This is a genomic window from Psychrobacter sp. H7-1 (assembly GCF_904846585.1).
GTDB lineage: Bacteria > Pseudomonadota > Gammaproteobacteria > Pseudomonadales > Moraxellaceae > Psychrobacter > Psychrobacter raelei.
Genome location: NZ_CAJHBH010000025.1, coordinates 16,171 through 43,070 on the forward strand (window position 1 = coordinate 16,171; position 26,900 = coordinate 43,070).

Here is a 26,900-nt window from a genome sequence, read left to right on the forward strand (position 1 = left end):
TTTAGTATCCTCTTAGCACCCTTTTAGCACCCTTAGCTAACTACCTTTGTTATCGGTCTTAGCCGTGATGCTGTTGATTTTTTTTGTCTACCCCACTTGTGGATGTCATTTATGGACTTTTCCTTAACCCTTGAAGTAATTTTAATGTTAACTGCCGTAGCAGCCGTGGCAGGATTTATTGATGCCATCGCTGGTGGCGGCGGACTGCTCACCATTCCCGCTATGTTATTGGCCAACATTCCCCCAGTTATGACTTTGGGCACCAACAAGCTTCAGGCAGCCTCTGGGGCGCTGACCGCCTCCATTACTATGATAAAAAAAGGCGTGGTGAAGCCAGCCACTATGAAAATGGCCATTGCCGGCGCTTTTTTTGGCTCGGTCTTGGGCACCATCGCTGTGCAGATGTCACCACCGGATATGCTTGAAAAGATCATTCCATTTTTGATTGCCGCTATTGGGATTTATACCTTATTTGCGCCAAGCTTGGGGGATGTGGAGGCTGAGCCTAGAATTAAGGAGACCACGTGGCAGCGTGTGGTGGCACCCTTGATAGGCTTTTATGATGGCTATGTCGGCCCAGGCACCGGTATGTTTTTTGCGCTAGGTAATGTGGCACTGCGGGGTAGAGCCATTATTGCGGCCACAGGAACTGCCAAAGTGCTTAATTTATCGACCAACATTGCCTCGCTGATTTTCTTTATCTTAGGCGGTAATGTGCTGTGGAAAGTGGGTCTGGCGATGATGGTGGGTCAAACCATAGGCGCTTATGCTGGCTCTCACATGGTGGTCAAAGGCGGTAGCAAGCTGATTCGGCCGGTTATTGTACTGGTCTGTCTGGCCATGGTGACTAAGTATGTGATGGGATAAAGGCTATCTGCTTGAATTTTAGGTAGCCGCTAAATCAGCCCAGACACAAAAAAAGCCCCAATTGGGGCTTTTTTTATGAGTTACCGTGAGTGCTTAGCCTTTTTTTAGGTCATCATACTCGCTGCCCATAATGCCATCACTCATCACATTAGCAAACTCTTGCTCGCTTTCTGGATCAATGTGGCCATCGAATACCTCTTTAGTACCCGCTTCAGGATCGTTATACACATCAATGTCCATCTTGCCTTCTGCTTTTGCCACAATGGCAGTCACAGCCGCATCACCACCGACGTTTACTGCAGTACGTAACATATCAAGCAGACGGTCCACACCTAAGATAAGACCGATACCTTCGATAGGCAGACCCACTTGAGCAAACACCATCGATAGCATGATCAGGCCCACACCAGGTACCCCAGCTGTCCCGACTGAAGCCAGTACTGACATTAGGATAACCATCAAATACTGGCCCACACTTAAATCAATACCATATAAATTGGCGATAAAGATAGTGGCGGTACCCTGCATAATGGCCGTACCATCCATGTTGATGGTCGCACCAAAAGGAATGGTAAATCACGCCACCGAGTTATCCACACCCATACGCTTGGTCACTGTGCGTAAGCTAACGGGGATGGTGGCGTTTGAGCTTGACGTACTAAAGGCAAAGATCTGCACTTCGCGCATTTTTGATAAAAAGGTTCTCACCGATAATCCGGAGGTAAGCTTTAGGATAATCATCATGGTGACGAAGAAGTGGAAAGCCAAAGAGCCAACCAACACGGCGACATAACCAAATAACGAGAGCATCAAGTCTAAGCCTAAATCAGACATGGCTTGGACCAACAAGGCAAACACCCCGTAAGGCGCTAGGTTCATAATGATGGTTACCATTTTCAAGATAACTTCATTAATCAGCTCTAGGCTTTGTACCAGACCTTTGGCCGGCTTGCCCACCATCAAAATACTCACCCCAATTAAGATGGCGAAGAAAATGATAGACAGCATATCGCCATTGGCCATGGCACTGATTGGGTTAGAGGGAATAATATTTGAGAAAACATCAATCAATGGTGGTGCATCTTTGGCTTCAAAGGCATTCTCAGGCTTTAGGTTCATGCCTTTACCGATACCAAAGATTGAGCCGAGGCCAATAGCAGTTGCGATAGCAATAGCTGTGGTGACCATATAAATAAAGAAGGTTTTGGTACCGATACGGCCCAATAGACGGATGTCGCCAATACCACATACCCCACAAATAAGTGAGATAAGAACCAAGGGTACCACCAACATTTTTAGTGAGTTTACAAACAGCTTACCGACAATACTAAATAAGCCATTTACTAGATAGGTATTAACAAACCCACCTTCGGCATTCAATCCTGTATAGTTAAAAATCAACCCTAGGATGATACCCAATAACATAGCCACCAGAATCTTACTGGTTAAACCCATATTTTTCCACATAACTTTGTCCTTAAAGCAAGACCTGTCTAGCAAGTTGTTTGACCATCATTAAAACACAATAACTTATCAATCCCTTACTAATCATGGTCTGCCGAATCAATTCATAAGTACAACAAGCAATGTTGTACCGAAACATCCGCGATAACTCGCCTTATCATCCCTATAGAGTTAAAGACAGTTGCAGGCCACACTCCTTGTGTCTATCAAGCCACCTACTTTTTAATAATCAGATTAGGGCAATTGAAATAGTCTTTATAGGCACCAATGCAGCGTTCTATAAATAGTTACCCTAATGTAAAGTAATGTGTCTCGACCGTATGCCGCCAATATAAAGTAAAAGTTACCCTTATCGCAAGTTATTTTTATGATACACACCCATACACATTCTAAGAAGTGATAACTTATCGCCCGTCTTATTAAATGGTACAGGCCAAGTCAATAGATTAAGCGGATGAATATACAGGGGGGAATGCGGTAGAATAGAGACCACTCTAATAACAATGATTTAACCCTTATGCTTGAGCTTCGTCATCTACAAACACTAACTGCCTTACGTGCCCACGGTTCACTTGCCGCTGCTGCCGATGAGCTGCACGTTACCGCGTCTGCAGTCTCGCACCAATTAAAAGAGCTGGAGAACTATTATGGGGTAAAACTGGTCAATCGCCGTACTCGACCCTTAACCTTCACGCCGGCAGGAAAAGTAGTGCTAAAGCTGGCAGACAGCATATTACCTCAAGTCACTCGTACCAAAAACAACCTAAAAAGACTGGCACATGGGCAAGCCGGCCGATTGCGACTGGCTTCTGAATGCCACAGCTGCTTTGATTGGCTGATGCCGATTTTGAATCAGTTCCGGCGCGAATGGTCAGATGTGGAGCTAGATTTTGCCACAGGCTTTGAGCCTGAGCCGCATCATCTGCTCAGTGAAGGCGATATCGATTTGCTGATTACCACCAGTGATTTGGACATTGAAGGGATTTGTTATCAGCCGCTTTTTAGTTACGAAAGCCGATTGGTATTGTCGCCGACGCATCCTTTGGCCAGCAAAACAAGTATCGTACCTGATGACTTGGTCGATCAGACCTTGATTGCCTATCCGGTAGAAACCAAAAGGCTGGATGTGATTGCTAAGTTTATGGCGCCTGCTGAGGCCAGCTTTGCCAAAATTCGTACCACTGAACTGACAGCCATGCTGATTCAGTTGGTAGCAAGTGAGCGCGGCGTGGCTGCTCTACCTGACTGGGTAGCTGCAGAATATGAGAAAAAAGGATGGGTGGTCACTCGACCTTTTGTGGCGCCTGAAGGCTCAGATAATAGGCTTAACCCCATCACACATCCCAGCAGTCGAGCACACTCTTTGCCAAAAACTGGGATTTATTGTCAGTTATTTGCCGCCACCCGCCAAAGCAGCCAAGACACCGCTTACATGCAAGGCTTTGCCAAATTACTTGAGGAATTGGTTAAGCCTTAAAGCTGCAATTAACTGCTTTTAGAAGCATAAACGGGTGAGGTAATAGCCCATGGCAGTCGCGGTTAATGTCAACAACACATGCACTGCGATCAGTACCAATCCAGCCATAACCTTACCACTATTAAGCAGTGCAAACACCTCACTGCTAAAGGTACTAAAGGTTGTAAGACCGCCTAAAAAACCGGTCATCACAAACAGCTTAACATTGGGATGCCACAGCTGGCCTGCTTTCATAAATACCACCATGGCCATCCCAATTAATAGCCCGCCAAGCACATTAGCGCCCAGCGTGCCCAGTGGAATCCAGGCATGCAAAGGATTAAGTCGGCCCAGCAGTGCCCGCAAACAAGCCCCAAACGCTGCCCCCATACCGATGGCTATCCACTGCATCTGGCCTCTCCTGTTATTGAGCTAAAGCGGGCAAATCACTAATGTTCCAGCGGGGTACACAGCTGACAGACAGCGCATCTTGTTGACCCGCTTGCAATCTTTGATAGCCGGCATAGGCAATCATTGCCCCATTATCGGTACACAGCTCTAATGGCGCATAATGTACAGTGGCACCAATTTTGGCAAGCTGCTGCTCCAAAGTTTGACGCAGATGCAAATTGGCACTCACCCCGCCAGCGATAACCAGTTGCTTCATACCAGTCTGCTTTAAGGCTTTGACGCATTTTTTGACTAAGGTATCGACCACTGCGTGTTGGAAGCTTGCGGCAATATCGGCTCTGACTTGCTCGTCATTATCCGAGCCTGGGGTATCTTTAATCAGATTGTGCACCGCCGTTTTCATGCCGCTAAATGAAAAGTCCAGTCCTCGGTGCAACATAGGTCGGGGCAGCTCATATTTTAGAGGGTCACCTTGTTCTGCCAGACGCGCCACATTTGGGCCACCTGGGTAAGGCAATCCTAGCATCTTAGCAGCTTTATCAAAACACTCACCGGCGGCATCATCGATACTTTCACCTAATATTTCATACTCACCGATGCCATGTGCGGCCACTAATAGCGTATGCCCCCCTGATACCAACAAAGACACAAAAGGGAACTTTGGCGGATTAGGCCCCAATAAAGGCGATAATAAATGCCCCTCCATATGATGAATGCCAATGGCTGGCACGTCTAAGCCATAAGCTAAGCTACGACCAAATAATGCCCCAGTCATTAAGGCGCCAATCAGACCTGGGCCTTTGGTATAAGCAATGGCGTCAATCTCATCTTTACTGATATCACACTGCGCCAACAGCTCATCAAGTAGTGGCACCAATTTACGAATATGGTCACGACTGGCAAGCTCAGGCACCACGCCACCATAGGTAGCATGCAGCTCAATTTGTGAATACAGTACTTGACCCAGTAGGCCATTTTTGCCCTCAGCCAATAGCTCACTATCAAAGATAGCCAAGCCTGTCTCGTCACAGGAAGTCTCTAAACCTAATACTTTCAATTAGCACCTACTTGTTAAGTGATTAAAGGGTATATTCTGAAGCGGCTTGTGCTTATCTTTATCACTTATTAACAGTCTGGTTGTGTCTAACCCTCTGACTATTAATAAATGATTTATGCCACTATTTAATTTATGCCACTATTTAATCAGTGATAAAAAACCGCCATGGTGAATACACAATGGCGGTAGTTTATCAGATTATCAAGGCGATTTTTACCGCCGAACGTTGCCGATCAGCAGGTCATGGCTTCTTAGGCGGTGCGCAATAACGCCCCTACCCTCAAACGGCCATTTAGCTGGCGTGCTCAACCATATAATCTACAGCAGCATGCACCTCTTCGACACTTGCCGTACCGTCTGCTTGGGCTGGCATGGCTTTAAATCCTTCAGCAGAATGCTTATATAGCACCTCTTTACCTTGCGCAATACGCGGCGCCCAGTCCGCGTTATTACCAAACTTAGGTGCATTTAATAACCCCGGCTCATGGCATTGCTTACATTTTACTTCATACAATTTTTGGCCGGCATCTGCAGCTAAAGGCGCAGACTGTGCTGGTGCAGCTGCTGTTGTCTCCTCAGCAGGTTTAGCTTCTGAGCCTTCACTGTCAGCAGCAGGTGCTTGCTCAGTAGACTCTGAAGACTCTATCGTCTCAGAAGCTTCTGCTTCAGGTGCCTCGCTTTGGGTGGCTGCAGGATCAGCAGGAATGCTTTCACTCGCACTAGGCTCAGCTTGGTTCTGTGCCTCGGTATCATTACCGCCACTACAGCCCACAGCCAAGCCTAAAGTTAGGGCGCTAATAAGAAGCCAGCCACTTTTGGCTGAATAAAGCTTGGGTGCCACTTTTGATTGAGCGTTGTTTTGATTGTTAATGGTTAGCATGAGAAACCTCGCCTTTGCTAAATCTGGTTAAAAGTCCATGTTACATCTATAGTAGCGTCCGTGATGGCGCCCTATTTAATCTTTAATACCACATCCTGTCACGCCAAAACCACTCATCTACTGCGCCCCCGCTTTAGCACTTATCAGCACTCGCCTATTGTGCTATTTAGCCTCAGGTGCCATGTCAGCAGCAGGAGCCGCGGCATCGGCTGTAGTATCTGTAGTATCAGGCGCTGTCGCACTGTCAGTCGTCGCAGCAGCATCTGTTGTGGTGGTGGCTGCACCTTCAGCCGTAGGCGCAGCAGCATCAGTACCTGCAGCATCAGCGGTAGCCGTACCTTCGGCAGCATCAGTGGCAGCTGGGGCTGAAGAAGCTGGCGCAATATCTTCAGGTTTTAATGGCTCAGGCTTAGGCGCATTGGCTTTAGCCAGTTCCGCCGCCTCATCTAGTTTATCAACCGCTTTGGCTTCATGTTCACCGCCACCACAGGCTGTCAAAGTTACTGCGGCACTTAACATAATAGAAGCCAGTGCGGTCACACGAAAAGCGGCTGATTTTTTTGGGGTTTGCTGAGCAATTAATGACATTACGAACTCCTAAAAGGATTGTAGATACGCTATGCGCAAGTTATGTTAATAAAGCTGTCTTATTTAAGTTAAAACAGTCAAGCTAGGACATAAGCGTTAAGTATCTAGATGCATCGGTTGATTAAAATAAGGACAGTAGCCTAATGATATCAGGCATAAAGGTCTGCTAAATCGACTCTGCAATAATATCACAACCGCTGGCCTCTCACTATCACCCAGCTAAGATTTTAGCGCATTGACTACAATAATTTGTCCGATCTCACTACCCAAGCGGTCGCCAAAAATCAGTTACTTCTATGAGGACATATCAAAAAACAATTATAATCATTCATTATAAATGAATGTTTTATCGCATTATAAACTGTTTAAATATTTGCTTCAAACCTATTTATTGTAAATGGCCTGTCTTTTTTTTGCCAAGCCTAGAAAAAATAAAGCCTATAAAGCAGTCACCCTATGAGCATTGGCGGCTGCAGCACATTGACACAAGGCACATTTTTTAGTATAATCTCGCTCTTAATCTAATATACGTATTGAGATTATTAAGTTTTTATCCTAGTAATAGCTGATGCCGCACCCTTTTGAGACACTGCGGCTAATACCAACCACACAGCATTACTAATGTCCTTAGTCTCTTATTTCCACTACTTATTTAAGGAGTCTGCATGCCTTCAGTTAAGGTTAAAGAAAACGAACCTGTTGATATCGCTATCCGTCGCTTCAAGCGTGCCTGCGAAAAAGCTGGTGTTTTATCTGATGTACGTAAGCGCGAGTTTTACGAAAAGCCAACGCAAGAGCGTAAGCGTAAAAAGGCAGCAGCCGTAAAACGCTACAAAAAGAAATTACAGCGCGAGTCTATCCGTACCACTCGTATGTACTAATCAGTAGCCATTAAAGCTTATTGCTTTAAATACTGATTAAAAAACCACCTTATTTTGTCGCCTACTTGCATGCATTGCTAATGGCGCCATAATATAGGTGGTTTTTTTGTGCTAAAATTTTGGCAAATAGCTTGTTTATGCCCTTATGTTTTTGTCTACTTTTCTTACAAGAGCCCACTAGACAGCTTTGCGCCTATGGGCTTAATCTAGCATGACTGTCTGTCAACATTTACTAAAGTTAAGGCAATCACGCCCTTTTATAATCATAACAATAGGACACTATTATGAGCGCGTTAAAAGACACCATTACCGAACAAGTCAAAACTTCTATGAAAGCTCGTGAGCTTGAAAAAGTAAAAGTACTGCGTAATGTTCAATCAGTCATCAAACAAATTGAAATTGATCGCAAAGTTGACTTAGATGATGCAGGGGTATTAGAGATTTTACAAAAGCAGCTCAAGCAGCGCCAAGAGTCATTGCATGTCTTCCAAGATAATGGCCGTGATGATTTGGCTCAAAAAGAGCAATTTGAAATTGATATTATCAATCAGTTTATGCCGCAGCAGATGAGTGATGAAGAATTAGCAGCACTTATCAATCAAGAAATCGCAGCCCAAGGCGCAAGCTCAATGCAGGACATGGGTAAGGTTATGGGCGCCTTAAAAACCAAAACTGCTGGGCGTGCTGATGCGGCGGTCATGTCACAGCTGGTCAAAAAAGCATTAATGGGCTAGTACTGACAGCCACCTAAAGCTATCAACAATAACAGCTAAGGACGAACCTCCTTGGCTGTTTTTACTTGGGCAACTTCGCTATCAATACTGGCCAGCAGTGGACGGCTATTAAAGCCTGAGCTTGAGCCGGAGGCTTTACTAAAGCTCTGCACCAATGTTTTAGCCTGCTGCAATGACACCAAGGCATCATTATACTCTCCTTGCCACAGCTCGCCTTTGGCTCTGTAGCGCAAAGCATTGACGGCTGAGATTTGACTCAACGTGGTATTAGACTGCCGGTTGCTAGTGGCCAGTAGCTCATAGGCTCTTTGCATTCTAAATAAGGCTTCAACATCATATTCACGGCTTTGAACCAATGGCTTCATTAAGCTGATCACCTCATTATATTTACCCAATTGCAGCCAAGCATCTGCCAATAACATCTTGGTATCACGGCGCTCAGGATACAGATTATAATAAGGAGTAATCAGTGACTCTGTACGTTGCCAATTGCCCTGCATGCCGGCCACTTGGCCTTGACTGATAGCAAGCAGCACATCAAATGCCATTTTGTCTTTGGTCGAGCTGATAGCTGTATTTTTCAGCTTTGAGAATTGAGCCGCCGCCTCATTATAGCGCCCCTGCTTACCATACCAAAAAGCCAGCGCCATCGTGGCACCTGTACTTTGCTTTGCAGCTGCCAACAAATCGCCTTCAGTCACTTGATTACTCAACACCTTTAAACGCCACTTTAAAAGATCAAAGGTCAGCGGATCACTTTGGTTGTGCAGGCCAACTGTGGCATAGCTATTAGCACGGCTTTGTGCTTCACTTAATCGCTCAGAGCTTAGCGGATGGGTCATGATAAAACTGGGTAAATAGGCGTTTTTGACCATATTTAATTGCGTTTTTTGATTTAAGGTGGCAAAAAATCGCGGCATGGCTCTAGGGTCATAGCCGGCTTTGGCCATAAGCTGCATACCGATGCGATCTGCCTCACGCTCATTACTACGACTAAAGGCCATTTGCGCATTTAACGCGGCGGTCTGACTGCCCATCATCACCGCCGCCGCTGCATCTCCATCAGCGGCAGAGGCAGCGATTGCAGCCAATAAACCGCCAATTTGCATCATTAACGCTTTTCGACTGGCCTCATCTCTATGCTCATAATGGCGCTGACTTAAATGCGCCACCTCGTGGGCAATCACACTGGCCACCTCATCCATGCTATTGGCATCAATAACGGTGCCAGTATGAATACCCATGACTCCGCCGGGAATGGCAAAGGCATTAATACTGGCATTGTTAATAACCATCAAAGCAAGTGGCGCCTGGCTACGTGCTTGGGCATTAATCTGCCACGCCAAGCTCTCTAGCTGCTCCTGTGACCACGGATCATTTAACAAGGGTGCACTTTTGCCAAGCTGCTGTAGCGACCACTCGCCCAGCACTTTGTGCTGATTGGCTTCAATAAAGCGTCCACCCCCACTGCCCAGTTCAGGCAGGCTAAAATTTGGATTATCAAAGCCTATCGCTGAAGAGGAGGTGGCATTGATAGCTGCAGTTGGCGCCGCCGTGGCCATCAGCGGCAAACCAAGCAGTAATAAAGGGACAGCGGCTGTGCAGTAACGGCGATAAGTAACTTTTACAAATCGCACGGCTGCCCCGCTTTGCTGACTGTCACGCTGATGATAAGTGACAAAACGTCTAAAACCTGACGGTAAGTTCAATAAATTCAACCTCTATTTGTTATCCTTGCTAATAGTGATCATACGCTTGTCTGCCTGTAACTTTAGCAAACAAAGCGCTGCGGCTGCTTGAATTTTAGCGCTTTTATTATTATCTATAGCCATTAACGATGCAGTTATATTGAGATATTGTCAATATCTTATGACCTACATCCCGTCTGTAACCGCCAACCTCGTATGCACTTATTATAGTAAAAGATGATTTTCCTTTGATGATAACATCATAACCGGTTAACCTTATGCCATCGTCTCTGGGATGTAATTTTTTATAATACCCTGCCCTTTTCAGCGCAGTGTATAACCCCTTTATAACAACCCACAACTTCTTTTATTCATTAGTGAAACTACTTATTTATGATAAATAATACTTTAAATCCGCAACTTGAACAGCTTTTGAGCGAGCAAATGACGCCTTTATCTACCGCCGATCAGAACACCATCGCTGAGGTTAGCCAAGCGGCGCCCATTAGCGCCTTGGTCGATGGTCGCGGCCTTGCCTGCCCGATGCCGCTACTAAAAACCAAGGTTGCCTTACGCAGTATGCAGCCTGGGCAGAGCATCTATGTTCTGGCCACCGATCCAAATTCACAACATGATTTGGCCGCTTTTTGTGACCATGCCAATTTGCAATTAGCCCTGAATACCAGTAGTGTTCAAGGGTCAGTCGATAGTTTAGAAAAACTCGATACAATCTTTCACCTCATCATTACCAAAACCAATGGTAACTAGGGTGCGCTATCCTTTACAATAGATCTCAATAAAGTTATTACTTTGAAGGTCAAAACATGGCTACTCCAAAAAAAACCAAAACAACTAAAAAAGAGACGGCTAAAAGCAGCCCACCTACAGCGGTCACCTCTGAATTAGATCCAATCGATTTAGATATCGATGCGGAGTTAGATGACGATAATCTGGCTCTAGATTATGACGAGCTTGATGATGGGATAGACGATGATCTGCTGACCCCCGAGCTTGCCAAAGCCGATGACTGGGTAAGCGACTATCCCAACACCAGCACACGCGACTTAGTGCCTGCGATGCCGGTGAACCTATCAGCACCCGGCATCAACTTGGGTGCTTATATGAATTCTGTGCATCAGATACCTATCTTGACCACAGAGCAAGAGCAAGAATTGGCGCATCGTTATTACGACGATGGCGATGTGGAGGCAGCGCGTATCTTGGTTATGTCACACTTACGCTTTGTGATTCATATTGCGCGCAGTTATTCAGGCTATGGCTTGCCGCAAGCAGACTTAATCCAAGAGGGCAATTTGGGCTTAATGAAAGCAGTAAAACGCTTTGACCCCAATAAAGGCGTGCGTCTGGTGTCTTTTGCTGTGCACTGGATCAAGGCTGAAATCCATGAGTTTGTGATTCGTAACTGGCGCATTGTCAAAGTGGCCACCACCAAGGCACACCGTAAGCTGTTCTTTAACTTACGCAGCCTAAAAAAGACCAACAATCAGCTGACTTTAGAGGAGGCCGATGCCATTGCCGCAGACTTAAACGTCACCCGCAAACAAGTGCTGGAGATGGAGTCGCGTCTGACCTCTTATGATGCGTCATTTGAAGCACAGTCCACTGATGATGAAGACGGTCACTATGCGCCGCAGCTTTTCTTAGAAGATGGCGTTGATCCGGCAGAGATGGTGGAAGATGCTGACTGGGAAGAGAACAACACCAATGCCTTGATGGATGCTATGGATACTTTAGATGAGCGCTCTCGTGATATCGTTGAACAGCGCTGGTTGTCCGAACAAAAATCCACCTTGCATGAGTTGGCAGCGGTGTACAATATCTCAGCTGAGCGCGTGCGCCAAATCGAAAAAAATGCCATGGATAAAATCCGTGAGGCCATGACCATCGACAGCGTCATTATGCCAAGCGATGATGCTTATTAAGCAGATACAGCATTTAGACAATAAAGGCTTTTACTGGTGAGACAGTGAGAGCCTTTGCCATATCTGGGATATCCCCTTATCACTGTCAATTAGACTTAATTTTATAAGGCATTTATAAGATTAATCAGACTTAATACCTCAATAACAGGGCACATATTATGAACTGGATTGCTATTGCAGCCATTAACTTGGCAATGGCGGTTGCATTAGGCGCTTTTGGCGCTCATGGCATTAAGGCCATAGCATCAGCAGAACAGCTGGCGTGGTGGCACACAGGTGCCCAGTATTTGTTTTATCATGCGCTAGGCTTGTTACTGGTCGGTCTGCTTATCAAGCTGGGTTATACCACTCAGACTACAGCATGGCTATTACAAATTGGGATTATTATCTTTGCAGGCAGTCTATTTGCGATGACCTTGGGAGCACCACGTTGGTTTGGTGCGATTACACCTATTGGCGGCAGTTTAATGATTATTGGCTGGGTGTGGCTGGCCATCACCGCCTTTAAGTTAGCACCTCGCTAAATAACAACATCTTAAACTTGGACAGTTATCACTAAAGACAGGGATTAACCATGTACACCATTACCGTCAACGGGCAAATAATTAGCACTGAGCAAGACAACGTAAAAGCTGTATTAGATGAGCTTGAGCTTACCCAAGGTCGTTATGCCGTAGAGATTGATGGGGCGCTTATCCCTAAGTCTGAGCTTATGGCCACTGTGTTAGTGCAAAATATGAGTATTGAAGTGGTACAAGCTGTCGGCGGCGGCTAAATTGGGGACTGAGCACTTTTTATAGATCTGGTTATAGTTAAAGTCGTATACCAATCCAAACACACCTTTAAGCTATCAATAAAGCCCCTACTCTTTCGAATAGGGGCTTTATCAGTTATAACTTGTCCTGTTTATGACCTATTTTTGCTTTTTTAACCGCTTTTAGGGGTATCAGTCTTAAGATTATCAAGCTTAAGGATATCAAATCAAGGTTATCAAATAATCCTAAGCTAGAACCTAATAAGCAAAAGACTCTTCGGCGGCGGGCTCTACTACCGGTAGGCTAGCAACCAAGCGCTCTCTACGTTTAGAAGAGCGGGTCTTACGGTCAATACGTGTTTTATATTTACGCACTTGCCGGTCTAATTTATCTGCCATTTCATGGATGGCCTTATACATATCATCATCATACGACTGTACAAACATTTCTTGACCCGCTACCCGCATCAGCGCTTCTGCTTTGTGGTTATTTTTACCACTGTGGCTGGCATCTGTACGATGATTGTCCAGCGAAAGAATCACTTTAATGCTTTGAATTTGATCGAAATGGCGTTCAACTTTTGAAAGCTTGTCCATAACCATGTCTTTCATAGCGTCAGTAATAGTGATGTGATGGCCAGTAATTGAAATGTTCATAATGCTTACATCCTTTTTTGATTTGAGCAGCTACCGCTGACTCAAGGAGACTTTTTTATAATGACCGATTCAATGGCATTTTTTTAGTAAATGGCATTTTTCCTGTCTAAGTCATTGTGTAAACCTTTGTATTATCTAAGCTTTTTAAAAAACCTATAAGATAGCACTCCAGCATTATTGGTTGTAGCGTCTTCTAAAATCCGTATTAGAATCGCTTGCCCGCAACTTAGGTTAAGTTAAACATTTGTTGGGACAGCTTTAATTTGACATGAAAAACACATTTGCACAAGGACAATTATTGTAAATAAATGTAAATAAATAAGGTTATTTTCTCCATATCATTTATAATCTGAAATTTTTTTATTTTTTAAATAACGGCTATTGCTTGTCTAATGGGGCTTTGTGACGATTTGATGAGGTCTGCGCTTCGGTTATGTTTAGGCTAAAACAGCAAAAACTTATTTTCAAAAAAACTCACCGCTAAGCGCTAACGACTAGAACTTTAACTTGCGCTGTGTAGAAGAGCCAATATTCATGGCTTCTCGATATTTGGCCACTGTGCGCCGAGCAATATCTATACCTTGCTGCTGTAAATGCTGCTTGATGGCACTGTCCGACATCGGCTTTTTGGGGTCTTCAGCGTCAATTAATGCCTCAATCATGGCACTAATGGCTGTGGAGGAGACGTCACCTTGATCACTTGAGACGTGGGAGGAGAAGAAGTGCTTGAGGGAGAACAGCCCTTGCGGGGTTAAAATGCTTTTACTGGTGGTCAACCGTGATACGGTAGACTCATGCAGACCTACCTCTTCAGCGACTTCCTTTAAAATCAATGGCTTCATGGCAGTGGCACCTTGTAATAAAAAATCTTGCTGCATTTTTATAATGCAGGTAGCCACTTTAAGTAGGTTGTGATTGCGCTCTTCGATGCTTCGGATAAATAAGCGGGCATCCATTAGATTATCACGCAGATACACGTTGTCTGGGCTGTCATCCCCGCGCTTAACCAAGCTTGCATATTGCTGATTGATTCTTAGCTTAGGCAGGGTCTCTGGATTCAGCTCGACCTTCCACACCGCCTCACCGCCGCCTTGGTTATGCACCAGTTGTACAATCACATCAGGGATATCATACACCTCAGGAGTGCTGCCATAATCTGGCTGCGCTTTAGAAAAAGCCAATCCTGGCGCGGCATTCAGGGTACGAATCAATTCGAGTGCGGGGCTGATTTCATTGTTTTTTAGACCCGTGCGACTCATCAATTCTTTAATATTGTTACTCACAAGCAGTTGATGCTCATCTAGCAGACGCAGCGCTTGACGCATATAAGGGGTATTCTCATCCAGTGCACGCAGCTGAATTTGTAATGATTCGGCCAAATTGCGCGCTCCCACTCCCAATGGCTCACAGCTTTGAATCAGCTCGATGACCTGTTGGATATGTTCTAACTCTATTTTTTGCTGCCACTGATAGAAGCTGGCCATTTCATCAAAGCTGTCTTTTAGCTCAGCCATGTCTATTTGAATAAAACCGTGATCATCCAAAGCATCAATCAAATAATCAGCGATAAGCGACTGCACTGAGGACAGCTTACTAAAAGTGAGCTGCCAGCGAATGTGGTCTTGTAAACTGACGGAGGTTGCACCTTGATAATCGCTCATGCCTTGGGTGTCTGGTGCAGCAAGTCCAGTGGGGCTATGGGTATAGATATCATCCCACTCAGTGTCTATCGGCAGCTCACCGAGACTGGTGTCTAGGTTTGATGCTTCAGCCTTAAGATCGTTATCTGCTGTGGTGGTGATACTGATTAAAGCTTGGTTTTGCTCTATATCCCCCTCCGCTTTATTTGTGTCATCCAGCGCGTTCTCGTTTAAGTCGTTTAAGTCGTTTAAGTCATTTAAGTCACCTAAATTACCTAAGCCATCGCCATCTAACTCGCTAAATACATCCTCAGTCGCCCCTTCCTGATACTCTAAGCCATAGTCGTCATTATAAGGGTCATACACCTCCTTTTGTGCTTCAGCATCAAGCTCCAATCGAGTCAGCTCCTCAATACTGTTAAAATCCTCAGCATCAATATCATCGTCCTCTACCCGCTCTAATAAAGGATTGCTATCAAGCTTCATCTGCACCTCTTGCTCAAGCTCAAGGCTTGATAACTGCAACAGCTTAATGGCTTGCTGCATCTGAGGTGTCAGCTTTTGGGTGGTGGATAGATTAAAGCCTAAATTAAAGGAAGTGCTTATCATAAGGGTATTTATCTCAATTAGGGAGGAGTGCTGGCCGACTCAGGCCGGACACGCCGCTTTATTAGTAGCACATATTATTTAGAAAATCACGAAAATTAGTTAGTTATAATAAACGCATTAACACAAACTGCTGCCATAAATCAGCGGTAATATCTGGGCGATGGGCTTTTTAAAAAATACCTTAAGTCTTTGTTTTAGTAAACAAGCTTGTTGATTATTTATGGTTGTTTTTTTGGTCAAGCAGGCCTACTAATGCTTGGGGGCTTGACATGGATAACCCGTGGCTTTGCTCTACAAATACACCGTTTAATGCCAGCGGTTCTAGATAGATTCTAACCAGCGAACATGCTACTCTAAATACAATATTGAACCAAAAAACAAATAAGCTGGCCGTGAGTTTTTAAGGTAACTATTGCTAGTTAAACCACAAATTTCTAGTTAAGCCACAGGCTATTTGAACCACAGATAAAAGGACAAGGCGATTATAATGGACCCTATCATTGGATGTGTGCAGCTGAGCAGTCAGTTTGATATCGAGACCAATTTAGCGAATATACAACGTGCTGTAATCGCCGCTAAGCAGCAAGATGTCCACCTATTGGTGCTGCCTGAGAATGCTTGCCGGATGGGGGGACAGCAGCAGCTTGCCGAGCGCTTCGATGAGCTGTCGCAGTGGTATGCCACATTGGCCTTCGAGCATCAGATGTTCATTGTCGCTGGCAGTTTACCTTGTGCGTATCGTCCTGATGGTACGCCAGTACCTGGTGAACGTTTGCGCCAAGTTAGTCAATTATTCTCACCTGAGGGCAAGCGAGTGGCGCGTTATGACAAGATTCATTTATTTAAAGCGCAAGTGGCCGATAACACCGGAAGCTATGATGAGGGCAGAACTTTTGAGCCGGGTGATACCACGGTAGTCGCACAGTGCGATATGGCCAACCTGCTTGGCCAATCAGCTCAGACTCAGCCCCTGTCTGTGGGGATGATGGTGTGCTTTGATCTGCGCTTTCCCGCCTTAGCGCAAAAGCTGCGGCAATCAGGCGCCGAGATTCTAACCGCACCATCCGCCTTTACTTATCAAACGGGTAAGGCGCATTGGCAGTTGTTATTACAAGCACGTGCCTTGGATGCTCAGTGCTTGGTGGTAGGCTCAGCTCAAGGCGGCACGCACGATATCCCCAGTGGACAGCGGCAGACTTGGGGGCACAGTAGCATCATGAACGCTAATGGTGAGCAGCTGGTCGGCACCAATCAGACCAAGCTTATGCAGCCTGAGCAGGGATTTGAATTAATTACTGCTCCCTTTGAGCGCACAAAGCAGCAAAATTGGCGCCAAAACATGCCCATCCATCACTGTCATCGCTTGGCATAAACCCTAAATAACAAAGCCAGATGGCAGGTAGCTATCTGGCTTTGTTATGGGTAAGTACTGGGTTATGGGTAAGTACTGGCGGCATGTTAGCCACGTTGGTTAAGCGTTAACGAGGCGTTTTTTTCTCCTGCGAGGCTCGAGGATGCGCTTTATCATACACTTGAGTCAGTCTATCAAAGTCTACATGGGTATAAATCTGCGTGGTGCTGATATCACTGTGGCCAAGCATCTCTTGCACTGCCCGCAAATCGCCACTGCCTGACAGCATGTGCGAGGCAAAACAGTGGCGCAGCAAATGCGGATACATATTTTGGGCAATACCAGCTCGGGCAGCAGCAACTTTTAGGCGCTGCTGCACCGCTCGTGTGGTCAATCGAGTACCATATTTTTCACTGATAAATAAAGCTCTATCGCCACGCTCTTCCCACAGATTGCGATGTGGCAGATACCTATTAATGGCCTTTAATGCTTGGCGCCCCACTGGCACTAAGCGGGTTTTATTACCTTTACCTGTTACCCGCACCTCGCCACGCTCCCCTTTGGCATCGATACGCAGATCAGCCACATTCAGCCCGACCAGCTCCCCCACACGTAGGCCACTACTGTAGAGCAGCTCAAACATCGCTTTATCCCGTATCCACAGCCGAGCCTGCTCTGGTGTATCTGGCATGGGCTGCTCAAGTAGCTGAGCAATTAAGTCGCCATCAGCAATACTGGGCAGCGGCCGAGGCGCACGCTTGAGCTGGTAGCCGGTAGTGGGATTGATGCGGGCTTGGCCTTGCTCAATAAGCCAGCTATAAAAGTGGCGAATGGCCGACAGCTCTTGCTGCACGCTAGAGATGGCCAGCGCATCAGTATCTAAGCGCTTAGCGATATATTTGGCCAATTGCCGTTTATCACAGCGGGTCCAGTTGAGCTGAGCCTGCGCCAAAAAGCAGGCCAATTGATACAGGCCTGCATAATAGGCATCAATGGTATGCGCTGACATCTGACGCACCGACAGCTCGCTTAACCACTGCTCCACTGGTGGCAATAAGGCCTCTAGCTCAGCAAAAACAGGTTTGGTGGCCAAAGAATCCTCTAGCTGCTGCTTCTCCAGCACTTTATTTGTCATGACTGTGGTTGACCTGACCTTGCTTGCACCTAGCTTAATGGCTTAAGACCGGCCTGCGCCATAATACCATCAGGACTGAACACACCCTCATAGACGAAAGCGGTCGGGCCGGTCATCATCACAGAATAGCCAGGTGACCAGCGAATCAATAAACTGCCGCCATAAAGCTGCGCTCTAATCTCCTCGCCCTCATCCAGCCAGCCTTCGCGAATGCCGGTAGCGACCGCCGCACAAGCACCTGTACCACAGGCTTGGGTCTCGCCCACACCGCGCTCATAGACACGCAGACGAATGTGACGCTGGTTCATCACCTGCATAAAGCCAACATTAACCCGCTCAGGAAATGCCGGATGCGACTCAATGGCTTTGCCAAGCTTCTCAACATCGGCCGTCAAGATATCATCGACCTTAATAACCGCATGTGGGTTGCCCATATTGGCCACATACAATTGTACCGGCGTCCCCTCGACATCTAGGTGATAAGCGTTTTGTATTTTAGTAATGGCTTTGGGCGTAAAAGGGATCTCTGCCGGCTCAAAGCGCGGCTTGCCCATATCCACCTCTACCCAGCCGTAATTATCGGTCGATAACGTTAAAATACCTGACTTGGTTTCAACCCGAATACGCTGCTTGAATGACAGTTTGCGCGCCTGTACAAACCGGGCAAAACAGCGTGCCCCATTACCACATTGCTCCACCTCACTACCATCTGAATTAAAGATGCGGTAGCGAAAATCAACATCTGGACGCATGGGTGGCTCAACCACCAACAGCTGATCGAAGCCAATACCTAAGTTGCGATCAGCCAATAATGTAATCAGCTCTGGTGTCAGCTCCAAACGCTGAGTGACCAAGTCAATGACCATAAAGTCATTGCCCAGCCCATGCATTTTTGTAAACTCTATAAGCATATTTTATATTCCTTAGATTCTATTTATGGCTTATCTTAACATGCACAATATCACAATGATAATGCCTAACTGTGCTGTATTGGCAATTGGCTTATCTGCCCTTAAGTTTTGCTTAGCGATACAGCACACAGCCGTTATTAGATGGCCAATGAATACAAGGGCAGCGCTGAATGATGCGCTAAAAAATAAAAAAACCTGCACAGTAAATGCAGGTTTTTTTGTCAATTATCAATGCACGTTGAGCAGATAATTATGATTAATTTTTTTAATGCGTTGATGGCTTAATCTATATCAAACGTTGATTCCGTCTCAAATAACTGTGTTACGGTCTCACGGGCGCGTACCACTTGGTGCTTATCCCCTGACACCATAACCTCAGCAGGACGTGGGCGCGAATTGTAGTTGCTACTCATCACAAAGCCATAAGCGCCAGCACCAGTAATGGCCAAAATATCGCCAACCGCTAGGCTTAACAGACGTTTTTTGGCCAAAAAGTCGCCGGTTTCGCACACAGCGCCGACAATATCCCAGCTCTTCTGTGATGCTTGTGACGCTGTTTGTACCGGAATGACCGCCATTTCGGCTTGATACAGCGCTGGACGAATTAAGTCATTCATAGCCGCATCAACAATAGCAAAGTCTCTATGCTCAGTGGGTTTTAACACCTCAACCTTGGTAACCAACATGCCAGCGTTGGCAACAATACTGCGGCCCGGCTCAAAAAATACTTTTAACCCAAGCTCTTGTAGTTTTGGTAATAAAGCGGCGGCAAACTCACTGACCTTAGCCACCTCTTCATCAATATAGATAACACCCAAACCACCGCCCAAATCAATGTGCTGTAGCTCAATGCCTACTTGTTTGAGCGCTTCAATCAGCTCACACACCTTATCCAAAGCGGCCACAAACGGATCAATTTCGGTCAACTGTGAGCCAATATGGCAGTCAATACCGACAATCTGTAAGTGCTCTAAGCTTGCGGCATGTTGATATGCTGCCACAGCGATGTCATGACTGATACCAAATTTATTGTCTTTTAGGCCGGTTGAAATATAAGGATGGGTTTTGGCATCGACATCTGGGTTGACCCGAATGGAGATCGGCGCTTTAACATTCAGCTCTGCTGCCACCGCATTTAGCGTATCAAGCTCACTTAATGACTCTACGTTAAAGCAGCCAATACCTGCTTTAAGCGCCGCTGTGAGTTCAGTGACGGTTTTGCCCACACCTGAGAATACAATTTTACTGGGGTCAGCGCCCAAGGCCAGTACTCGAGCCAGCTCCCCTGAGGACACCAAATCAAAGCCTGCACCGGCTTTGGCCAATACCGACAACACCGCTAAGTTTGAGTTGGCTTTGACCGCATAGCAGACCTGATGGTCAATGGCTGCAAAACTGGTAGTGTATGCCGTATAAGCATCCAAAATTGCCTGCTTTGAATACACATACAAAGGCGTACCATACTGCTCAGCCAACTGCTGTACAGAGGCTTGCTCCACAAACAAGGTCCCTTGCTGATAGCTTAAAGTGGGCAGTTTTTTGACAAAGACTTCAGGATTGATGCGTAGACCAGATTCGCTATGTTGTACGGCGGCTTGAGATAAGTCGGGGTTGCTCATAATATAAAGGTGTCCAAGTCAGAGAGTATAAATCAACAAAAAAGCAGTTTAATCAACTTATTAAACCATTAATGTCAAAACAGGTAAAGCGGTGCACCCAAAGCACATTAATAATCTTCAGGATCCTGCTCAGCCGCTTGTTCAACTTGCTCGCGGGTTTGTGCCTCTTTTACCTTATTAGCCTCACTCTTATTGCCTTTATAAATCATAAAATCAGTATTGCTAGGCGCCTCTTCGGGCAAATATAACGCCCCTTTTTGACCACAGCCGGTTAACATCAGCGTCCCAAACATCATAACCATAGTTATAATAGGGGTATTGGGTTTTTTACGCGCCTTTTTTTGTGCATTTTTACCGCTCATTTGAGCACCATTATTGTCAAAATATAGGCGCTCACAGATTAAATCAGTTAAGCTTGAGTTAAATAAAATTTTTGAGTAACGGTTTGTCATGAGCAGCTTCCTATGGGGGCCCAACTAGGCCGATATTGCTAAATTAAGTGTAGGCTATGGTACCAAACTTCTGAAAATTTGCCTAAAGGGTTTTGATGGTTTTTCATAAGCCCTCTAAAGAAAGTTTTTATTTTTAAGCACTTACCCGCTGTTTTTAAAATTAATCTGAGCTATACTTAATATAGGCGCATACCATAAGTCGCTCATAGCTGTATTTAGGGCACTCTCCAACTCAGTTATATTTTATTTCGTGTAGAAATTATAATAAATTTGGCTTGGCCAAATATAAAGCCACACCCAATAGGATGTTATGTGTTGGTAGAAGATAATGTAGGGCGTTATGCGCCTATGGCTTAAAGAGCACACCTCTTGTGGTGTATTTTTTTGCTTACTTTCTTTTCACTTTTTAATGTAAGGACACAAAATGAGCAATACCATTATCAGTAACCCAACGTTAGTCGTTAACTGCGGATCCTCTTCGATCAAATATGCTTTAATTAGTGAAGACAATCAGCACAGAATCACCGGCTTAGCCGAAAACCTAGGGTTAGATAATGCCCGTATTGTTCACAAATGCCTTGAAGGTAAAAAAACCGAGGTGACCATTCCAGGTGCCAACCACCAAGCGGCTTTGGTGCGTATCATGGATTTGTTGGGCGACCAATCTCCTATCGCAGTAGGTCACCGTGTGGTGCATGGGGGACGCGAGTTTAGCCATGCCGAAAAAGTTACCCCGCACGTTATCGAAGAAGTCAAACGCCTAAAAGCTCTAGCACCGCTACACAACCCTGCCAACGCCATTGGTATTGAAGCGGTTCAAGCCATCCATCCTGAGCTGCCCCAAGTAGTGGTATTCGATACCGCTTTCCACCAAACCATGCCGCCCAAAGCCTTCCGCTATGCCATTCCAAAAGAGATGTATGAAAAAGACTTCATTCGTCGTTATGGCTTCCATGGCACTTCACACGCTTATCTGTCTCACCGTGCAAGCGAGTTAACCACACAATCAGGGCCACACGGCTGGCTGATCGCTCACTTAGGTAATGGCAGCTCGGAAACAGCGGTCTATGATGGCAAAAGCTTAGACACCAGCATGGGTCTTACCCCACTTGAGGGGTTAATGATGGGAACCCGCTGCGGCGATGTCGACCCAAGCTTACACATTCACCTCAAGCGCACGTTGGGGCTAAACCTAGAGCAGATCGACACTATTTTGAACAAAGAAAGTGGGCTACTTGGCATCTCTGGTGTCTCAAACGACATGCGTACTGTTGAATCCATTGCCAATGATGACTCACATCCCAACCAACAAGACGCCAAATTAGCGGTAGAGATGTTCTGCTACCGCGCTGGTAAATATTTAGCGTCATTGTCTTGCGCCCTACCTGATATGACAGGTATTGTATTCTCAGGCGGTATCGGTGAGAACTCAGCCACCATCCGTGCCGGTATCTTAAATGTGATGCGTCATTTTGGTCTAGATATAGATCAACAAAAAAATGCTGAGTTATATGGCGGAGAAGAAGGCAGTTTTCATACCGCTGACAGCCGCTATGAATTATGGGTCATTCCAACTGATGAAGAGTATCAAATCGCTGAAGAGACTCGAGCCGTATTGGGACTATAAGTATAAACCTGCCTAGCGATGGGCGGGCAGGTTTATATCACAAAGCTGATTTTTGGCTTGATGCACTTTTTGAAAACAACTCATTTAAAAATAACTCATTTAAAAAACAACTAAGGATTGATTGATGCAAACTATTTTGCTGGTCCCTACCGGTCGTGGTATTGGCCTTACATCTGCAGGTCTTGGTCTGATTAAAGCGTTCGATTACTTGGGCATAAAAGCTGGCTTTATGAAGCCATTTTTGCAAGATGACTCGTATGATTCACAGCACACCTTAGACAGCTCAAGTGAGCTTGCGCACAAAGCTTTTGGCTTAACACCGCCTGAGTCTATCCCCCGTGAGCGTGTTGAGCGCATGATGAATGCGGGCAATGTTGATGACTTAATGGAAGATGTGGTTACCAATTTTCATAAGTTAGATGACGGCTACGGCGTGGTGGTCTGTGAAGGCTTGGTGCCTACAGAGGAGGTCAACTACGCCTCGCAAGTCAACTATGCGTTGGCCACTGCGCTTGATGCCAAGGTTATTTTTGTGAGTATGGCTGACCTTGAAAACCCCAAGCAATTGGCGGATAAATTAGACTTACACGCACGTGCGTTCGGCGGCTTAACCGGTGAGCGTACTTTGGGCAGTATCTTAATGCGTGCCAATAACGTACCCAATACCTTTGATACGCAGCCAGTCGCACCAGGTGAGGCCACACTTGAGCTGGATGCTGAATTTATCGAAGCGATGCAAAAATACTCTCCAAACTTTGCCACCGAAAAATATCATCTCATTGGTGTGGTACCGTTTAGCAACAGCTTGTCTGTGCCGCGCACATGGGACATCGCCCAGCAGTTAAATGCCACTTGGCTTAACCAAGGTGAGGCAAAACAGCGCCGTGTGTTAAAAACTAGCCTAGCGGCGCGTACCATCTCGCGTGTGGGTGAAATCTTCAACCGCGGCACCTTGATTGTGACCCCAGGCGACCGTGATGACTTGTTATTGGCCACAGCGATGGCTGCCATGAATGGTATCCCCATGGCCGGTATCGTATTAACCGGTGGTATCATCCCCAACGATACTGTATTTGAGCTGTGTCAGCCTGCGCTAAAAACCGGCTTGCCCATTATGAGCGTACCGACCAATAGCTTAGAGACAGTGACCAACTTATTTAACATCAGTAATGAGATTCCACGAGATGATGTGGAGCGTGCTGAGACTGTGACCCGCTTCGTAGCTGCGCACTTAGATCTAAATTGGCTGAAGTCTTACTTTGAGCGCGACTATAAGCCTCGCTTGTCTCCCTCAGCGTTTCGTCATCAAGTGGTCAAAAAAGCACAACAAGCCAAAATGCGTGTGGTTCTCCCTGAAGGCGAAGAGCCACGCACCATCGAAGCGGCCGCCATCTGTCAAAGCCGCGGCATTGCCCAGTGTGTGCTTATCGGTAACTCTGATGAGATTGCCCAAGTGGCCAAAAACCGCGGCGTAGATCTGCCAAAAGACATCGAAATCATCGATCCGGCCACCCTCAATTTAGACAAATACGTTGCCGCTTTTGTTGAGCGCCGTAAAGGCAAAGCGTCTCCAGAGCAGGCCGCTGAACAGCTAAAAGACACCGTGGTATTGGGCACCACCATGCTGCATATGGATGAGGTGGATGGTCTGGTATCGGGCGCTATTCATACCACTGCCAATACCGTACGTCCGGCTTTCCAGTTAATTAAGACAGCCCCTCAGTACTCTCTTGTCTCCTCTATCTTCTTTATGTTATTGCCTGAACAAGTGGTGGTCTATGGCGACTGTGCCATTAACCCAGACCCCAATGCTGAGCAGCTAGCAGAGATTGCCATTCAGTCGGCCGCCTCTGCCAAAGCCTTTGGTATTGAGCCCAAAGTGGCGATGATTAGCTACTCAACCGGCGCCTCTGGCACCGGCGACGATGTAGAAAAAGTCAAACAAGCCACTCAAATTGTACGTGAACGTGCGCCTGATTTAATGGTAGATGGCCCACTACAGTATGATGCAGCCTCTGTGCTTAGCGTGGGCAAACAAAAAGCGCCTGACTCACCTGTAGCGGGTCAAGCTAACGTGTTTATCTTCCCTGACTTAAACACCGGCAACACCACTTACAAAGCGGTACAGCGCAGTGCCAACGTCGTCAGCGTCGGCCCGATGCTACAGGGCTTAAACAAGCCTGTTAACGACTTATCACGCGGTGCTTTGGTTGATGATATCGTGTACACCATCGCCTTAACCGCCATTCAAGCCAGCAGCTCTGAGATTTAATCACTGTTGGTATCGCTAATAGCTACAGGCATTTTAATGGCAACTGCCAAAGAGATAACCTGATAGCCTAAAAATAGCCGGCGCTTTGCCGGCTATTTTTATTGATACTATTACATATTAGCCAAGCGGTTTGGCAGACAAGCGACGCCCCATCTTACCCTATGGATTTTTTTGCTTTAACCTTTTTTGCTTTGACCTTTTTTGCTTTGACATAGAGGCGCTGTGATAAGCTACTGTGTCTGTTGATGGCCAAATTGATCTTACTATCGCTAGATTTTCGACTGGATATGTCATGCCTGCCCCTACTCTTGCAACCACAAACACAAACACAAACACAACCACAACCCCAGCCTCTAGCCCTTCATCTTGTCGTCATTTAGAGACGGATGCTTATCCGCGCCATGCTTGCGCCACCCGGCCCATCCAAATTTATTTGGGCGGCTCATTTGATCCGGTGCATAATAGCCATTTGGCTCTGCTTGCCCATGTTTATCAGCATCTACACACAGCCAAGCCCCTCTCAAAGCTGAGTGCCTATTTTATGCCCACCTCACGCTCACCGCTCAAAGACAACAGCAGTCGCCCTGAGCATCGTATGGCCATGTTACAGCTGGCTATTGATGAGATGACTGCAGCTAAAACGCAGACGGCAATCAGTCCCGCTGACTTTGGAATCTGTGACCACGAAATTTGGCAAACCCCGCCCACCTATAGCATAGATACTCTCAGAGCATTGCGTCAGGCCAATCCTGAGGCCAGCTTAGTGTTTGTCATTGGCGCCGATAATGTCCAAAGCCTGCCCCAATGGCGAGATGGCGACCGGCTTATTGAGTTTGCTCATCTGTGGGTAATCCCCCGTGATCACTTACAAACGCACCAACACATTGCTAATTTACTGCCAAATAAACTAAAATCTGCGCTCACTGAACATATTGAGGACTTGAAATACGCCGCAAAGGGCCATATATACATAGATTCGCACCGTGTTGACCCCATTTCTAGTAGCGCCATACGCCAAGCTATAACTGAGGGCAGCTTTGATATTGCAAAATCTGCTTTGCCACGCTCTGTTTATTCGTATATTATGAAAAATAATTTATATCATTCTTACTGAGTTAATGGCTGTTACAACACCTCTACGTGCAAACCTTATACCCTCTTAATGACCTAAATTTTCAACCCAAGCTTGTATAACTTTCTTTTAGCTTAGTCTGCTTTAGCCGAGCGCTTTTGGCAGCAAGTGGATATAAGAAAACCCAAAATAATTTATAGGATAGCTATGACATTAGACGCAACCCAAAGAACCCCCATGAGTGACGAGAGACTACAGTTTTGTCTAAACATGGTTCAAGAAACTTTAGATGACCTAAAAGCTAAGAACATCACCGTACTGCATGTGGCCGATTTAACTGACGTCACCGATTATATGGTTATCGCAGATGCCACCTCGAAGCGCCACGTCAGCGCCTTGGCAGATGAAGTGGGCGCCACCGCAAAAAAATCAGGCTTTATGCCACTGGGCCGTGAAGGTGAGAAAGACAGCGACTGGACCTTAGTAGATTTAGGCGGTGTTATCGTACATATCATGACTCGCCAAGCACGTGAGTTTTATGATTTAGAAGGTCTATGGTCTTCACCAGAAGAGCTTAAGAAGTTAGTAGCGCGTGATTTAAGCGAGCGCTAGAGCATCTATTCAGCGACTCCCAAGTTGTTATTGTATATAAAAGGCGCCTTATGGCGTAATGCCAGTCAGTTAAGGCAAAAACTCAATAAAAGTAATAAAATAGCCCATCTAATAAGTAGATGGGCTATTTTACTATGAGACTACAAAACGCTATTAATGAGACGCATAAAAGGATTCCAGACACCCTAGAACAATTTAGTGAATTAATAGACCCTCAGAC

At 45.9% G+C, this 26,900-nt stretch carries 24 protein-coding genes and 1 pseudogene; 13 read left to right on the top strand and 12 right to left on the bottom strand.

What is annotated here, in order from left to right; all coding sequences use genetic code 11:
- The first annotated feature begins 111 nt into the window (after positions 1-111).
- A complete protein-coding gene (locus tag JMX92_RS08555; RefSeq protein WP_041773267.1) occupies positions 112-867 on the top strand; it encodes a TSUP family transporter in 756 nt (251 codons plus the stop codon).
- A gap of 93 nt (positions 868-960) precedes the next feature.
- Here JMX92_RS08555 and JMX92_RS08560 read toward each other — a convergent pair.
- Positions 961-2,334, bottom strand: a pseudogene (locus tag JMX92_RS08560) (dicarboxylate/amino acid:cation symporter).
- Between the two features lie 514 nt (positions 2,335-2,848).
- On the opposite strand from JMX92_RS08560, the gene JMX92_RS08565 reads away from it, so the two are divergent.
- Positions 2,849-3,808, top strand: a complete 960-nt coding sequence (locus JMX92_RS08565; protein ID WP_011959653.1) for a LysR family transcriptional regulator — start codon at positions 2,849-2,851, stop codon at positions 3,806-3,808.
- A gap of 18 nt (positions 3,809-3,826) precedes the next feature.
- On the opposite strand, the gene crcB is transcribed toward JMX92_RS08565, so the two are convergent.
- The 4 genes from crcB to JMX92_RS08585 all read right to left on the bottom strand — a co-directional run bounded on the left by crcB (position 3,827) and on the right by JMX92_RS08585 (position 6,723).
- The gene (gene crcB, locus JMX92_RS08570; RefSeq protein WP_011959652.1) at positions 3,827-4,198 is read right to left on the bottom strand and encodes a fluoride efflux transporter CrcB; all 372 of its coding nucleotides are present in this window, start codon (positions 4,196-4,198) and stop codon (positions 3,827-3,829) included.
- A gap of 13 nt (positions 4,199-4,211) precedes the next feature.
- Entirely contained in the window at positions 4,212-5,255 is a 1,044-nt protein-coding gene (gene tsaD, locus JMX92_RS08575; protein ID WP_011959651.1) for a tRNA (adenosine(37)-N6)-threonylcarbamoyltransferase complex transferase subunit TsaD, read from the bottom strand.
- A 292-nt stretch (positions 5,256-5,547) separates the two neighbouring features.
- Complete coding sequence (locus JMX92_RS08580) at positions 5,548-6,135, bottom strand: c-type cytochrome (protein WP_201545190.1); 588 nt, start codon at positions 6,133-6,135, stop codon at positions 5,548-5,550.
- Between the two features lie 162 nt (positions 6,136-6,297).
- Positions 6,298-6,723 carry a hypothetical protein gene (locus tag JMX92_RS08585; protein ID WP_201545191.1) on the bottom strand — a complete coding sequence of 142 codons (426 nt, stop codon included), beginning with the start codon at positions 6,721-6,723 and terminating at the stop codon, positions 6,298-6,300.
- A 665-nt stretch (positions 6,724-7,388) separates the two neighbouring features.
- Between JMX92_RS08585 and rpsU the strand changes: the two genes are divergently transcribed.
- Both rpsU and JMX92_RS08595 read left to right on the top strand, forming a co-directional pair.
- Complete coding sequence (rpsU, locus tag JMX92_RS08590; RefSeq protein ID WP_007394316.1) at positions 7,389-7,604, top strand: 30S ribosomal protein S21; 216 nt, start codon at positions 7,389-7,391, stop codon at positions 7,602-7,604.
- Between the two features lie 284 nt (positions 7,605-7,888).
- Entirely contained in the window at positions 7,889-8,338 is a 450-nt protein-coding gene (locus tag JMX92_RS08595; RefSeq protein WP_011959648.1) for a GatB/YqeY domain-containing protein, read from the top strand.
- A 35-nt stretch (positions 8,339-8,373) separates the two neighbouring features.
- On the opposite strand, the gene JMX92_RS08600 is transcribed toward JMX92_RS08595, so the two are convergent.
- On the bottom strand, positions 8,374-10,056 hold the full coding sequence (locus tag JMX92_RS08600) for a M48 family metalloprotease (protein ID WP_227675321.1): 1,683 nt from the start codon (positions 10,054-10,056) through the stop codon (positions 8,374-8,376).
- A 363-nt stretch (positions 10,057-10,419) separates the two neighbouring features.
- Here JMX92_RS08600 and JMX92_RS08605 point away from each other — a divergent pair, with 363 nt between their 5' ends.
- From JMX92_RS08605 to thiS, 4 genes are all read left to right on the top strand, one after another.
- Positions 10,420-10,794 carry a sulfurtransferase TusA family protein gene (locus tag JMX92_RS08605; RefSeq protein ID WP_011959646.1) on the top strand — a complete coding sequence of 125 codons (375 nt, stop codon included), beginning with the start codon at positions 10,420-10,422 and terminating at the stop codon, positions 10,792-10,794.
- Between the two features lie 308 nt (positions 10,795-11,102).
- Entirely contained in the window at positions 11,103-11,969 is an 867-nt protein-coding gene (gene rpoH / locus JMX92_RS08610; RefSeq protein WP_197708920.1) for an RNA polymerase sigma factor RpoH, read from the top strand.
- 158 nt (positions 11,970-12,127) lie between these two features.
- Positions 12,128-12,493 carry a DUF423 domain-containing protein gene (locus tag JMX92_RS08615; RefSeq protein WP_201545195.1) on the top strand — a complete coding sequence of 122 codons (366 nt, stop codon included), beginning with the start codon at positions 12,128-12,130 and terminating at the stop codon, positions 12,491-12,493.
- A gap of 50 nt (positions 12,494-12,543) precedes the next feature.
- Entirely contained in the window at positions 12,544-12,744 is a 201-nt protein-coding gene (gene thiS, locus JMX92_RS08620) for a sulfur carrier protein ThiS (RefSeq protein ID WP_011959643.1), read from the top strand.
- Between the two features lie 237 nt (positions 12,745-12,981).
- Here thiS and hpf read toward each other — a convergent pair whose 3' ends face one another.
- Positions 12,982-13,380: a ribosome hibernation-promoting factor, HPF/YfiA family gene (gene hpf / locus JMX92_RS08625; protein ID WP_155586646.1), complete on the bottom strand. Its 399-nt coding sequence runs from the start codon at positions 13,378-13,380 to the stop codon at positions 12,982-12,984.
- 494 nt (positions 13,381-13,874) lie between these two features.
- Complete coding sequence (gene rpoN / locus JMX92_RS08630; protein ID WP_201545196.1) at positions 13,875-15,629, bottom strand: RNA polymerase factor sigma-54; 1,755 nt, start codon at positions 15,627-15,629, stop codon at positions 13,875-13,877.
- A gap of 487 nt (positions 15,630-16,116) precedes the next feature.
- Between rpoN and JMX92_RS08635 the strand changes: the two genes are divergently transcribed.
- Positions 16,117-17,001 carry a nitrilase-related carbon-nitrogen hydrolase gene (locus JMX92_RS08635; RefSeq protein WP_011959640.1) on the top strand — a complete coding sequence of 295 codons (885 nt, stop codon included), beginning with the start codon at positions 16,117-16,119 and terminating at the stop codon, positions 16,999-17,001.
- A 106-nt stretch (positions 17,002-17,107) separates the two neighbouring features.
- Here the strand turns inward: JMX92_RS08635 and JMX92_RS08640 are convergent, their stop codons facing one another.
- From JMX92_RS08640 to lptM, 4 genes are all read right to left on the bottom strand, one after another.
- On the bottom strand, positions 17,108-18,115 hold the full coding sequence (locus JMX92_RS08640) for a tyrosine recombinase XerC (protein WP_201545198.1): 1,008 nt from the start codon (positions 18,113-18,115) through the stop codon (positions 17,108-17,110).
- Between the two features lie 29 nt (positions 18,116-18,144).
- Positions 18,145-19,026, bottom strand: coding sequence for a diaminopimelate epimerase (dapF, locus tag JMX92_RS08645; RefSeq protein WP_011959638.1), 882 nt, complete (start codon positions 19,024-19,026; stop codon positions 18,145-18,147).
- A gap of 281 nt (positions 19,027-19,307) precedes the next feature.
- Positions 19,308-20,645, bottom strand: a complete 1,338-nt coding sequence (gene lysA, locus JMX92_RS08650) for a diaminopimelate decarboxylase (RefSeq protein WP_201545199.1) — start codon at positions 20,643-20,645, stop codon at positions 19,308-19,310.
- A gap of 107 nt (positions 20,646-20,752) precedes the next feature.
- Positions 20,753-21,097, bottom strand: a complete 345-nt coding sequence (gene lptM, locus JMX92_RS08655) for an LPS translocon maturation chaperone LptM (RefSeq protein WP_201545200.1) — start codon at positions 21,095-21,097, stop codon at positions 20,753-20,755.
- 424 nt (positions 21,098-21,521) lie between these two features.
- Here lptM and JMX92_RS08660 point away from each other — a divergent pair, with 424 nt between their 5' ends.
- The 4 genes from JMX92_RS08660 to rsfS all read left to right on the top strand — a co-directional run bounded on the left by JMX92_RS08660 (position 21,522) and on the right by rsfS (position 26,680).
- On the top strand, positions 21,522-22,724 hold the full coding sequence (locus JMX92_RS08660; protein WP_011959635.1) for an acetate/propionate family kinase: 1,203 nt from the start codon (positions 21,522-21,524) through the stop codon (positions 22,722-22,724).
- Between the two features lie 124 nt (positions 22,725-22,848).
- Positions 22,849-24,996 carry a phosphate acetyltransferase gene (pta, locus tag JMX92_RS08665; protein ID WP_011959634.1) on the top strand — a complete coding sequence of 716 codons (2,148 nt, stop codon included), beginning with the start codon at positions 22,849-22,851 and terminating at the stop codon, positions 24,994-24,996.
- Between the two features lie 292 nt (positions 24,997-25,288).
- Positions 25,289-26,110 (top strand): nicotinate (nicotinamide) nucleotide adenylyltransferase, encoded by an 822-nt coding sequence (gene nadD / locus JMX92_RS08670; protein WP_201545201.1) that lies wholly within the window; start codon positions 25,289-25,291, stop codon positions 26,108-26,110.
- Between the two features lie 195 nt (positions 26,111-26,305).
- A complete protein-coding gene (gene rsfS, locus JMX92_RS08675; RefSeq protein WP_413775364.1) occupies positions 26,306-26,680 on the top strand; it encodes a ribosome silencing factor in 375 nt (124 codons plus the stop codon).
- Positions 26,681-26,900 lie beyond the last annotated feature (220 nt).

What these genes read in the sequence shown, in the direction of transcription:
- lysA (WP_201545199.1), bottom strand. Translation starts at nt 20,645, where the DNA reads ATGAGCAACCCCGACTTATCTCAAGCCGCCGTACAACATAGCGAATCT.
- thiS (WP_011959643.1), top strand. Translation starts at nt 12,544, where the DNA reads ATGTACACCATTACCGTCAACGGGCAAATAATTAGCACTGAGCAAGAC.
- JMX92_RS08635 (WP_011959640.1), top strand. Translation starts at nt 16,117, where the DNA reads ATGGACCCTATCATTGGATGTGTGCAGCTGAGCAGTCAGTTTGATATC.
- rsfS (WP_413775364.1), top strand. Translation starts at nt 26,306, where the DNA reads ATGAGTGACGAGAGACTACAGTTTTGTCTAAACATGGTTCAAGAAACT.
- lptM (WP_201545200.1), bottom strand. Translation starts at nt 21,097, where the DNA reads ATGACAAACCGTTACTCAAAAATTTTATTTAACTCAAGCTTAACTGAT.
- JMX92_RS08660 (WP_011959635.1), top strand. Translation starts at nt 21,522, where the DNA reads ATGAGCAATACCATTATCAGTAACCCAACGTTAGTCGTTAACTGCGGA.
- nadD (WP_201545201.1), top strand. Translation starts at nt 25,289, where the DNA reads ATGCCTGCCCCTACTCTTGCAACCACAAACACAAACACAAACACAACC.
- JMX92_RS08595 (WP_011959648.1), top strand. Translation starts at nt 7,889, where the DNA reads ATGAGCGCGTTAAAAGACACCATTACCGAACAAGTCAAAACTTCTATG.
- rpsU (WP_007394316.1), top strand. Translation starts at nt 7,389, where the DNA reads ATGCCTTCAGTTAAGGTTAAAGAAAACGAACCTGTTGATATCGCTATC.
- JMX92_RS08615 (WP_201545195.1), top strand. Translation starts at nt 12,128, where the DNA reads ATGAACTGGATTGCTATTGCAGCCATTAACTTGGCAATGGCGGTTGCA.
- JMX92_RS08640 (WP_201545198.1), bottom strand. Translation starts at nt 18,115, where the DNA reads ATGACAAATAAAGTGCTGGAGAAGCAGCAGCTAGAGGATTCTTTGGCC.
- rpoH (WP_197708920.1), top strand. Translation starts at nt 11,103, where the DNA reads ATGCCGGTGAACCTATCAGCACCCGGCATCAACTTGGGTGCTTATATG.
- JMX92_RS08605 (WP_011959646.1), top strand. Translation starts at nt 10,420, where the DNA reads ATGATAAATAATACTTTAAATCCGCAACTTGAACAGCTTTTGAGCGAG.
- rpoN (WP_201545196.1), bottom strand. Translation starts at nt 15,629, where the DNA reads ATGATAAGCACTTCCTTTAATTTAGGCTTTAATCTATCCACCACCCAA.
- dapF (WP_011959638.1), bottom strand. Translation starts at nt 19,026, where the DNA reads ATGCTTATAGAGTTTACAAAAATGCATGGGCTGGGCAATGACTTTATG.
- JMX92_RS08580 (WP_201545190.1), bottom strand. Translation starts at nt 6,135, where the DNA reads ATGCTAACCATTAACAATCAAAACAACGCTCAATCAAAAGTGGCACCC.
- JMX92_RS08585 (WP_201545191.1), bottom strand. Translation starts at nt 6,723, where the DNA reads ATGTCATTAATTGCTCAGCAAACCCCAAAAAAATCAGCCGCTTTTCGT.
- hpf (WP_155586646.1), bottom strand. Translation starts at nt 13,380, where the DNA reads ATGAACATTTCAATTACTGGCCATCACATCACTATTACTGACGCTATG.
- crcB (WP_011959652.1), bottom strand. Translation starts at nt 4,198, where the DNA reads ATGCAGTGGATAGCCATCGGTATGGGGGCAGCGTTTGGGGCTTGTTTG.
- pta (WP_011959634.1), top strand. Translation starts at nt 22,849, where the DNA reads ATGCAAACTATTTTGCTGGTCCCTACCGGTCGTGGTATTGGCCTTACA.
- JMX92_RS08565 (WP_011959653.1), top strand. Translation starts at nt 2,849, where the DNA reads ATGCTTGAGCTTCGTCATCTACAAACACTAACTGCCTTACGTGCCCAC.
- JMX92_RS08555 (WP_041773267.1), top strand. Translation starts at nt 112, where the DNA reads ATGGACTTTTCCTTAACCCTTGAAGTAATTTTAATGTTAACTGCCGTA.